The 10678-nt window shown below is 64.1% G+C and carries 11 protein-coding genes; all 11 read left to right on the top strand.

Going from position 1 to position 10678, the window contains the following annotated elements; translation table 11 throughout:
* On the top strand, nucleotides 1–1081 hold a 1081-nt coding region (locus QZ079_RS05300), incomplete at its 5' end, for a helicase-related protein (RefSeq protein WP_297036027.1).
* Nucleotides 1078–1653, top strand: a complete 576-nt coding sequence (rsmD, locus tag QZ079_RS05295; protein ID WP_297036022.1) for a 16S rRNA (guanine(966)-N(2))-methyltransferase RsmD — start codon at nucleotides 1078–1080, stop codon at nucleotides 1651–1653. The genes QZ079_RS05300 and rsmD, both read left to right, overlap by 4 nt.
* Before the next feature lie 123 nt (nucleotides 1654–1776).
* A complete protein-coding gene (coaD, locus tag QZ079_RS05290) occupies nucleotides 1777–2277 on the top strand; it encodes a pantetheine-phosphate adenylyltransferase (protein WP_297036020.1) in 501 nt (166 codons plus the stop codon).
* Nucleotides 2278–2341: 64 nt separating this feature from the next.
* Nucleotides 2342–2845: an ATPase gene (locus tag QZ079_RS05285; protein ID WP_291288594.1), complete on the top strand. Its 504-nt coding sequence runs from the start codon at nucleotides 2342–2344 to the stop codon at nucleotides 2843–2845.
* Between the two features lie 2 nt (nucleotides 2846–2847).
* A complete protein-coding gene (locus tag QZ079_RS05280; RefSeq protein ID WP_297036016.1) occupies nucleotides 2848–3411 on the top strand; it encodes a DUF177 domain-containing protein in 564 nt (187 codons plus the stop codon).
* Between the two features lie 250 nt (nucleotides 3412–3661).
* On the top strand, nucleotides 3662–3841 hold the full coding sequence (gene rpmF / locus QZ079_RS05275; protein WP_291288596.1) for a 50S ribosomal protein L32: 180 nt from the start codon (nucleotides 3662–3664) through the stop codon (nucleotides 3839–3841).
* 81 nt (nucleotides 3842–3922) lie between these two features.
* Nucleotides 3923–4942, top strand: coding sequence for a phosphate acyltransferase PlsX (gene plsX, locus QZ079_RS05270; RefSeq protein ID WP_291288597.1), 1020 nt, complete (start codon nucleotides 3923–3925; stop codon nucleotides 4940–4942).
* A gap of 233 nt (nucleotides 4943–5175) precedes the next feature.
* Nucleotides 5176–5412: an acyl carrier protein gene (locus tag QZ079_RS05265; RefSeq protein WP_291288598.1), complete on the top strand. Its 237-nt coding sequence runs from the start codon at nucleotides 5176–5178 to the stop codon at nucleotides 5410–5412.
* Between the two features lie 12 nt (nucleotides 5413–5424).
* Nucleotides 5425–6150: a ribonuclease III gene (gene rnc / locus QZ079_RS05260; RefSeq protein ID WP_297036009.1), complete on the top strand. Its 726-nt coding sequence runs from the start codon at nucleotides 5425–5427 to the stop codon at nucleotides 6148–6150.
* Nucleotides 6151–6159: 9 nt separating this feature from the next.
* Nucleotides 6160–9696: a chromosome segregation protein SMC gene (gene smc / locus QZ079_RS05255; protein WP_297036005.1), complete on the top strand. Its 3537-nt coding sequence runs from the start codon at nucleotides 6160–6162 to the stop codon at nucleotides 9694–9696.
* Nucleotides 9696–10607, top strand: a complete 912-nt coding sequence (gene ftsY, locus QZ079_RS05250; RefSeq protein ID WP_297036002.1) for a signal recognition particle-docking protein FtsY — start codon at nucleotides 9696–9698, stop codon at nucleotides 10605–10607. Before smc ends, ftsY begins: the two co-directional genes overlap by 1 nt.
* Nucleotides 10608–10678 lie beyond the last annotated feature (71 nt).

Here is a 10678-nt window from a genome sequence, read left to right as displayed (position 1 = left end):
GGAGATCACACGCCGCCTCGCCGCAGGCGAACTCAGCGTGCTCTTTGGCACGCATGCGGTGCTTTCCGACGATGTCGTCTTCCAGCGGCTCACGCTCGTGGTGATCGACGAGCAGCACCGCTTTGGCGTGGGTCAACGCAACGCGCTCCGCGCGAAGGGGCCGGGGGCGGATCTGCTCGTCATGACGGCGACGCCCATTCCGCGCACCCTTGCTCTTTCGGTATACGGCGACCTCGATACGAGCGTCATACGCACCCGCCCGCGTGCGGGGTCGGGCGTAGAGACGAAGGTGCTCTCGCAAGCGAACCGCGACGTCGCATACGGCGCCCTGCGCGAATGCCTGGCGCAAGGACAGCGGGCGTATGTCATCTGCCCGCTCGTCGCCGAATCCGACGACGCCTCTGAGCTTGACGATGTCCCCGCTTCCCGGGAGGATGCCGAAGGCGCCGCCCGAACCGCGCCTGCGCTCCATAGCGTCGAGCGCGAGGTGGAGCATCTGCGCCATGTGTTTCCGGACGCATCGATCCGCGCGCTCCACGGCAGGCTTTCCGCTGCGGAGAAGGACGCCGCGATTGAGGCGTTCCGTACGGGCGAGGCGCAGGTGCTCGTCTCCACGACGGTTGTGGAGGTGGGCGTCGACGTTCCCGAGGCCACGGTCATGCTCATCGAGGACGGGGAGCGGTTTGGCTTGGCGACCCTGCATCAGCTGCGCGGACGCGTGGGCCGCGGCGATTTTGCTGGGCGCTGTTTCATCATGGCCGGTTCCGGTGCAAAGGGCGCGCGCAGCACCGCGCAGGAGCGCCTCGCCGCGCTTGAGCGCACGTCGAACGGCTTCGCCCTTGCCGAGCTCGACCTTCGCCTGCGCCATGAGGGCGAGATCTTGGGTTTGCGGCAGCATGGCGGGGTCTTCCTGCGATTCGTGGATCTCGACGCGGATGCTACCGTCATCGAGGCCGCGCATGCGGATGCGCAGGAGATTCTGCGCTATGCCCATACGCTTGAAGCGACGGCGACCCTGCCGTTGCGCTATGAGGTCGTGCGGCGCTACGGAGATGTGTTTCGGGAGGTAAGCGGCGGATGAGGATTGTCGGGGGAACATGGCGCGGCAGGCGGCTCGAGGAACCGCGCGGTCGCGACGTCACGAGGCCCACGACCGACCGCGTGCGCGAGGCGTGCGCGTCGATCGCGGACTCGGCGCTCCCGGAGGGGCTTCAGGGCGCACGCGTGCTCGATGCATTCTCCGGTTCGGGGGCGATGGGCATCGAGATGCTCTCGCGCGAGGCGGCGACGTGCGCGTTTTTCGATATCGACCGCACGGCCGCAGCGCTTGTCCGCCGGAACCTCGAGATGCTGCGCGCTGAATCCGGACGGTGGCGTGTGACGTGCGGAGACGTGCTCGCACATGCCGCGCGGGGACGCATGCCGCTCGCTCCCTACGATCTTGTGCTCATTGATCCGCCCTACCAGCTTGGCCCGGCACCCGCAGAGGAGCTGCTCGGCTCACTCGCCGAACAGGAGCTCCTTGTTCCGGGTGCGATCGCGCTTTTCGAGCATAGAAGCGATCTCGCGGGAGCACGCCCGGAGGGTTTCGAGCTCGTGCGCGAGAAGCGCTACGGTTCCACCACCATCGACGTGCTGCGCCGCGCCAACTAATGCATGGGGCGTTATGGGTGCTGAAAACGCACGGGGTTTTACCGTGAGATTCGGTAGAATGCTCTGAAGTAGGTTCAGCATCGGACGGGCGTGGCGCCAGTGCCGCGGCCCGGAGGGAACGATATGTGCAAGACCATTGACCACGTGCTCGTACCCGGCACGTTCGACCCCATCACCTGCGGCCACATCGACGTCGTGCGCCGCGCGCGCCGCATCTGTCCCAAGGTGACGGTCGCCGTCGCAGAATCGCTCGGAAAAAACGGCGTCGGCACGACTTTTTTGCTCGATGAGCGCGTCGAGCTCGCTCGTTGCGCGCTTGAAGCCGAAGGCCTTGCAGATGTCGAGGTTCGTCCGTTCACTGGGCTCCTCGTCGACTTCGCCCGCGAGGTGGGGGCGGGCGCCGTGGTGAAGGGCCTGCGCGCGATGACGGATTTTGAATATGAGCTGCAGCAGGCAGACCTCAACTACAAGCTGGACCCCGACCTCGAATCGATCTTCGTGATGAGCAGCCCCCAGTACGGGTACCTTTCCTCTTCGGTGGTGCGCCAGATTGCTTCGTTCGGCGGGGACGTCTCCGGGCTCGTGCCCCAAAATGTGGCCTCCGCGCTCAAAGGTCGCTTCTAGGGGTTTGCGCCGCGCTCTGTGGTACCATGAGGAATCGATATGACTGTCTATGAAAGGAGACCGGATGCCGGGCGGCAACTTTCCTGGTGAGAGGATCGAGAGCTTGGTAGACGAACTCGAGGGGCTTATCGAGGAGGCAAAGCCTCCCTTCGGCAAGAACGCGCAGTTCAAAGTTATCGAGACCGAGGTCTTCTTCAACATTCTCGATGAGATCCGTATGAGCTACCCGGAGGAGTGGCAGAAGTCGCGTCGTATCATTAAGGAGCGCGACGAGCTCATCGCCTCCGCGGCGTCTCAGGCGGATTCCATCATCGCCGATGCTCAGCAGCAGGCATTCACCATCGCCAGCGAGCAGGAGATCGTGCGCCTCGCGCAGCAGCAGGCCGACGATATCCGCGACCGCGCCCAGCAGTACGAGCGCGAAACGCGCTATGCTGCCGAAGATTACGCCGAGCAGGTGTTTACCCATCTCGAGGAGAATCTCAAGTCGCTCACCGCGACGGTCACGCGCTGCCGTCAGCAGCTGAACGAGGGCGCGTCCTCTGCGAACCAGAACGGTGCCTGGTAACCATGGCGCTCTTCGATCCGGTGGTCGTGGCCCTTGCCGACCATCTCGAGAACCCCGGTGACAGCTATGCCGTTGCAGGAAAGGTCGATGCTTCCTCGTACACGATGGGGGAGAAGGAGTTCACGCTCGAGGACGGCGTGAGCTACGATGTGGTGCTCACCCACACCGGCGACGGCGTGCTTGTGAGCGGCATCGTGCGCGCGCAGGCGACGGGCACGTGCGATCTGTGCCTCGACCCTGCTCACCTCGATATCGCCGGCGAGATCCAGGAGTATTATCTCTTCGATGAACCAGACGACCCAGATGCCTTCGAAGATGGCTTCGAGGTAATCGGCCCTACGCGCGAGATCGACCTCGCCGAGCCCATCGCGGACGCCGTCATCATGGATACCCCGTTCGTCGTGCTCTGCAAGCCCGATTGCAAGGGGCTCTGCCCCACGTGCGGCGCGAATCTCAATCGCGAGCAGTGCGATTGCGCCGAGCGCGCCGCCGAGGAACATGCGGCGAGCGACGACAACCCCTTCGCTGTGCTCAAGAACCTCACGTTCGACGAGGACGACGAGTAGCGCGTCGGACGTCAGTTCCTCGCCGAGAAATGTCAAATTACCCCAGCGACTTTTTTACATCGCCCGATGAAAACCTTTTCACTTCATTGAAGACATCGTTTGATGTAAAAAAGTCGCTGGGCTAATTTGACATTCCCCGGCGTGGCCACTCAAAACTCACAAAAAACCCTGTACAGGGCACCCTGCAGTGTGCTAGTATCACTGCTTGCGCGTATTCGTGCCTTACGGTGAGTATATAAGGAAGGTCATCATGCCAGTACCTAAGCAAAAGCAGGGTCGCATTCGCACGCATAACCGTCGTTCGGCCAACATGAAGATCGATGCCCCCTCTCGTTCCACGTGCCCCCGTTGCGGCGCCGTGAAGCTTCCGCATCACGTCTGCCCCAACTGCGGGTTCTACAAGGACCGCGAGGTCATCGTCACCGAGTAGCATACGCACTCGGTTGCTGTGTATTCTGCAATGGCCGGCTCGGTGAGTCGGCCATTTCGCTATCGCCCTAGGGAGGCTGGCATGGAAGAAGTGCGCGTTGCCGTCGACGTCATGGGCGGCGATGAGGAGCCGAAGGTCGTGCTCGCGGGCATCGATGCGGCGCTTGCCGCAGACCCTGCGCTCATCGTCGTGGCGGTGGGTCCCGAAGAGCTCGTGGTTCCCTTCGCCGATGAGCGCCCCCGCGTCGAGGCGCTCGTCGCGCCCGATGTGATCGAGATGGCCGACGATCCCCTCAAAGCGGTTATGAGCAAGCGCAAGTCTTCGATCGTCGTCGCGTGTCGCGCGGTGAAGAAGGGCACCTGCCAGGGTTTCTTTTCTGCAGGGGCGACAGGTGCCATCACTGCTGCCGCCACGGCCTACGTCACGCCCTTCAAGTACGAGGAGGCGGGCGAGCGGCGGCCGCTGCGCCCGTGTCTCACCTCCGCCGTCCCCAACCGTACCGGCGGTCTTACAGTCTTCTGCGACCTCGGTGCGAATCCCGACATCGAGCCCGGCGACATGCTGCGCTTCGCGCAGATGGGCGCCGCCTACGCCCGCGTGGTGTGTGGGATCGCCAAGCCCCGGATCGGCCTACTCTCCAACGGCACGGAGGATACCAAGGGCTCCCATTTCACCAAGGAATGCTTTGCGCTTCTGAGCGACGAGCTCGAGGGCTTCGCCGGCAACTGCGAGGGCAGCGACGTCGTATCTGGGAACTACGACGTGGTCGTGGCCGATGGCTTTGCCGGCAACGTCGCGCTTAAGGCCACCGAGGGCGCAGCGAAGCTCATCATGTCCGAGCTCAAGGGTGCGCTGCTCGGTTCGCTCAAGGGCAAGATCGCTGCGCTCCTTATCAAGAACGACCTCGCTGCCATCAAGGAGAAGCTCTCGGGTGACGCGAAGGGCGGCGCGATCCTGCTGGGTCTGCGTGGCGTGGTGCTCATCGGACACGGCGCGACGTCGGTCGAGGCCGTGAAGAACGGCACGCTCGCCACCGCGGAAGCAGTGCGCGCGGGGCTCATCGAAAGCGTCGTGGAGGCCGTCGGCACCATCGTTCGCTAATGTGTCTGAATGGGTTGGCTGGGGACGTGTTCCTCTCAACCCATTTTTCATACACGAATCAAAAGGGTTGGAAGGAACATGTTCCTAGCTAACTCGTTCCGTTTGGGGCGCGTCCCCGAGCGACCCATCCCTTTCTTCCTGAGCTGATGAAGCTGAACACAACGACGTCCTCCATGCGGTAGAATCAATACGGACCATCTGTGCCGGTTTACCGGTGAGGAGAGGAGATGCGCATGGACCGCACCGAGATGTTCAACAAAGTAGCTGAGATCGCCAGTGATGTTCTCGGCATCGATATCGACGAGATCACGGAACAGACCACGTTCGACGACCTGGACGCGGACTCACTCGACCGCCTTCAGCTCGTGACCGCCATCGAGGACGAATTCGATATCGAGATGGATGAGGAGCGTCTGCTCACCATCGCGTCCGTTTCCGATGCGCTCGACGCTATCGAGGCTGCGCAGTAGGAGGCACGGGCTTTGCTCATCTCTCAAAAGCTCGCACTCGCCGAAGAGATTTGCGGCCACGATTTTCACGACCGCGACCTGCTGCAAAGCGCGATCACGCACCCTTCCGCCGTGGAGGGGCAGCCGGTTTCGGCGTCGTACGAGCGCCTTGAGTTCCTCGGCGACTCCATTCTGGGTTCCGTCGTGGCGCTTGCGCTCTACAAGAGCTATCCCCAGTTCGACGAGGGTCGTCTCACGCGCCTCAAGGTCTCGCTCGTTTCCGGCGTGACGCTTTCCGAGGTCGGCCGCGAGCTTGGCGTCGACACCTGCATCATCTTCGGCGCCTCCGAGACCGGCACCGGTGCCCGCGGCCTTTACTCCGCGCTCGAGAACGTCTACGAGTCGCTCGTGGGCGCGCTCTACCTCGACGGCGGCTGGGAGGCAGCAGAGGCGTTCATCATACGCACCTTAAAGCCGCACCTTGCCGCCGATCGCGCCGAGCATCCCACCAATCCCAAGTCCTACCTGCAGGAATGCGTGCAGCGCGACCATAAGGTTTCACCTGCCTACAAGCTCGTCGATACCTCCGGCCCTGCGCACGAGCCCGTATTCACCGCCGTGGTGCTCGTCGACGGCGCGCGCCAGGGCAAGGGGACGGGTTCCTCCAAGAAAGAGGCGGAAGCCGCTGCGGCGCTTGATGCCCTTGAGCGCATGGGCTATACCACCGGCGGCGTCATTCTCAACAAGAAGTTCAAGTAAGGGGCGGCCGTGTACCTCAAGTCACTCACCCTGAAGGGCTTCAAGTCGTTCGCTGACCGCGCCCACATGTCGTTCGAACCCGGCCTCACGGTCATCGTCGGCCCCAACGGTTCGGGTAAATCGAACATCTCAGACGCAATCCTTTGGGTACTGGGAGAGCAAAGCGCCAAACAGCTTCGCGGTCAGGCCATGGAGGACGTCATCTTCTCCGGTTCGTCGGCGCGCAAGCCCGTGGGCGTGGCAGAGGTCACGCTCGTCCTCGACAACTCGGATCACGTGCTGCCCGTCGATTTCAACGAGGTCGCCATCACGCGCCGCATGTATCGTTCCGGAGAGAGCGAGTACCTCATCAACCAGAGCCCCTGTCGTCTCATGGATATCCAAGATATCCTGCACGATTCTGGCTTGGGCAAGGATACCCACTCCATCATCTCCCAGGGCAAGCTCGATTCCATCCTGCAGAGCCGGCCGGAGGAGCGTCGCGCGCTCATCGAAGAGGCGGCGGGCATTTCGAAACACAAGCGCCGCAAGGAACGCGCCGCTCGCAAGATCAAATCAATGGACGAGCACCTCACGCGTGCCCGTGACATCAGTCGCGAGATCACGCGCCAGCTTCGTCCGCTCGAGCGCCAAGTGGATCGTGCCCGGCGTCACCGCGACCTCACCGAGCGCGCCAACGAGCTCACCCGCATCCTTGCGGTGGACGAGCTTAGGCGCCTGCGTGGCGAATGGGAGGGCTGCGAGCACCGCGCCAAGGAGTGCGATGCTGCCCTCGAGCTCGCGCGCTTTCGTTTAGCGGAGAAGGAGCGGGAGCTCGAGAAGCTCCAGGTGCTGCTTGAGGAGAAAGGCCTCTTTGTGGGCGACCTCGGTGAGCAGCGCCGGCGAATGCAGGACATCATCGGTCGTCTGGGCTCCGACATGCGCCTTTTGGAGGAGAAGGGTCACAACATGGTGAGCCGTCTCTCCGAGATGCGCGGCACCCTTTCTGGCTCTGAGCACCAGCGCCGCCGTGTGAGCGAGGATCTCGAGCAGGCGCGTGCCGCGCTCGACGAGGTTCGGGCTGCGCTTGCTGTGGCTGAAGACGACGTTGCGCAGCTCGAGCCCGCCGCGCGGGCGTCCCATGAGCGCCGCTTGGAGCTCGACGAACGCATCGCCACCTCGACGCGCGAACAGCGCCAGGCGCAGCGCGCCGCAGACGATGCCACGCTCGGACTCGCCCGCGCGCGCGAGGCGCTTTCCAATGCTGAACTGGAAGATTCCATGTTCGCCTCGCGCCTGGAGCAGATCCAGGAGGGCGCGGATAACGTGAGGGCTTCGCTTGAGGCGCGCCGACGCCGTATCGAGGAGCTCGAGGAGCTGCTCGGTTCCGCGCGGGCTGATCTCGACGAGGCTCGTGAGACGAGCGGCAGCGCCGAGCGCGCGCTCGAGGAGCTCCGTGCGAAGGAAACCGAGGCGCGCGGCCGCCTTTCCGAGGTGCGCTCCGAGCTCGCGAGCTTGAAGCGCCTCGACGAGCGCACGGGGGAGTCCTCGGCGCTCGCCGCCGCGCTCGCACGCGATGACCGGCTCGACGTGCAAGCGCGTCTCGGCGATGTGATCGAGGTGCCTGCAGAGCTTGAAGAGCTCGTCGAGCAGCTGCTTGCAAGCGATGTCGAGGCGCTCGTGTTCGACAACCGCGAGCGCATGCGTGCGGCAGGGGAGGCAGGCCTGTGCCAGGAGGACGTTTCGGGTACCGCCACGCTCATCGCGCGGGATAGCGCCGGTGCATATGCCGTTCCCGACGCCGCCGGAAGCCGCCTTTTGGACCTCATTCGCGTACGCGAGGGTTATTTTGAGGCTGTTTCGTCGCTTCTCGGCCATGTCTATCTCGTCGATTCGCTCGTGGAAGCGCTCGCTGCCCCCGTTGTCCCCGGCGTCGTCTACGTGAGCCGCGATGGGGCGCGCGTGGGTGCGAGCGGCGTCGTTCGCCTGGGCAAGCAGGCGGATTCGTCTGCCGGCATCCTTGAGCGCAAGCGCCGCATTCGCGAGCTCGATGATATCGAGCCCGATCTTTCCACGGTTTTCGATGAGGCTTCGGCGCGCGTGGTGGAAGGCCAGCGTGCGCTCGATGTGGCACGAGCTGCGGAGCGCGATGCTGCAGGCGAGATCGCCCAGCTCGAGGGTGAGCTTCGTTCCGCTCGTGAGGAGACGGGCAGACTCGAGCAGTCGCTCGTGAGCACGCAGGCCGAGTATTCGAAGCTCGAGCGGCGACGTGCGGAGGTTGCCGAGCAGGCACGCGCCGCTGCCCCGCGCGCCGAGGAGCTCGAGCGCGCCCGCGACGAGGCGCGCGCTCGAGCCGGCGAGCTTGCGCAGGAAATCGCCGAGGCGACCGATGAGCTCGACCGCCTGCGTCGCGAGGATGCGGAAGCTGCCACCAAGCTTGGCGACGCCCGCGTTCGCCGTGCCCAGGCTTCGGAGCGCGTCCGCTCGCTCGAGGGTCGCGTGCCCGAACTCGAGCGGCGCCTCGAGGGACTCGATCGCCGTATCCGTGCCACGACGCAGGCGGCTCGTTCGCTCGAGGTGCTGCGTCTACGCGTTGACCCGCTACACGATCGTTACACCGCGCTATCCGAGCGCGCGACGGAGTGGGCGGCGCGCTTGCGCGACCAGGCATCGCTTGAGGAGGCCGATTCCGCTTCGCTCAAGAAGACCATCGAGGACGCCAAGACCGAGGTTGCCGCTGCGAAGGCGGAGGTCGACGAAGCGATGTCTGCCCAGAGTTCCGTGCAGGTTGAACGCGGCAAGCTCGAGGTGCAGGTGGAAAGCGCGATTCAGGCCATCACGGCCGACGGCACGACGGTGCTCGAAGAAGCGCTCATGCTGCCGGAGCCCGAAGATCGCGATGCGTGCATGCGCGAGCTGCAAGACCTCGTGCGCCAGATCAACAACTTAGGTCCGGTGAACCAGGTCGCTATGGAGGAATATGAGCGCCTGCGCGAGCGCGCGGATTACATCGCAGCCCAGCTTGCCGATCTCGAGGCGGCGCGCAAGTCGCTCACGAAGATCAGCGCTGCGATCGATCGCAAGATGCGCACCGCCTTCCTTACCACCTTCGAGAAGGTCGACGAGAACTTCCGCGAGGTCTTCGCCATGCTCTTCCCGGGAGGTCAGGCGCATCTCGAGATGACCGACCCCGAACATCCGAGCGAGACCGGCATCGAGGTGGTGGCTCAGCCCCGCGGCAAGCGCATCACGAAGATGACGCTTATGAGCGGCGGCGAGAAGAGCCTCACGGCGCTCGCGCTGCTCTTCGCCGTGTACCGCACGCGTACGGTGCCGTTCTATGTGCTCGATGAGGTCGAGGCCGCTCTCGACGATTCGAATCTCTCCAAGCTGCTCGACGCCATCGATGTGCTGCGCCGCTCCACGCAGCTTTTGGTGGTGTCGCACCAGCGGCGTACCATGGAGGACGCTGACGTGCTCTACGGTGTATCGATGCAGGCAGACGGCGTGAGCCGTGTGGTGAGCCAGAAGCTCAACCGCGCAACAGGAAAGGTCGTGGATGCATAATGGGATTGTTTGACGCGCTCGCGCGCGGGCTCGAGCGCAGCCGCGAGGCCATCAACGAGCTCTTCTACTTCGGCGGCGAGGTCACCGAAGATTTCTGGGAAGAGCTCGAGGATACGCTCGTCATGGGCGACATGGGTGCCGAGATCGCCATGGACGTCTCGGACGATCTGCGAGACCTTGCCGCGCGCAAGAACCTGAAGACCGCCGACCAGCTCCGTGAGGCGCTCGCCGATAAACTCGAGCAGCGCTTCACGCCCATCGAGGTCGATCCGTTTCGCGAGACTCCCTCATGCGTGCTCTTCGTTGGGATCAACGGCGCCGGCAAGACGACGACCGTGGGCAAGATCGCGAGCGCCGCGCACGAGGCGGGCAAGCGTGTGGTGATCGGTTCGGCCGACACGTTCCGCGCCGCCGCCATCGAACAGCTCGATGTGTGGGGCCAGCGTGCGGGGGTGCCCGTGGTGAAGCGCGACCGCGGCTCCGACCCCGCGAGCGTGTGCTATGACGTGCTCGATGAGGCCGACAAGCAGAACGCCGACCTCGTGCTCATCGATACGGCGGGGCGCCTGCACACCTCGAGCGACCTCATGCGCGAGCTTGCAAAGGTCGTGAATGTCACGCGCAAGCGCGCGGAGAAGTGCGCTGCCGGCCCCATGCCCGTACGTGTCGTGCTGGTAATCGATGCCGGTACCGGACAAAACGGCCTCAACCAGGCACTTGAGTTCAACGAGGCACTCGGCCTCGACGGCATCATCTTGACGAAGCTCGACGGCACCGCCAAGGGCGGCATCGCGCTTGCAGTGTCCTCCAAGCTGCGGCTCCCCATCTACCGTGTGGGTGTGGGGGAGCGCATCGAGGACCTGCAGGAGTTTGACGCTCACGATTTCTGCCGCGCGCTCGTAGGAGCCTAGGCTGTAGCCATTGCAGCCATTGGGGCAGCCATTGGGGACGGGTTCATTTTGACAGGTGGCTTTGCTGGTTT

Origin of the sequence: uncultured Enorma sp., assembly GCA_905210055.1 — a bacterium.
In the GTDB taxonomy this organism is placed as follows: domain Bacteria; phylum Actinomycetota; class Coriobacteriia; order Coriobacteriales; family Coriobacteriaceae; genus Enorma.
This window is presented reverse-complemented; position numbering and strand designations above follow the sequence as displayed.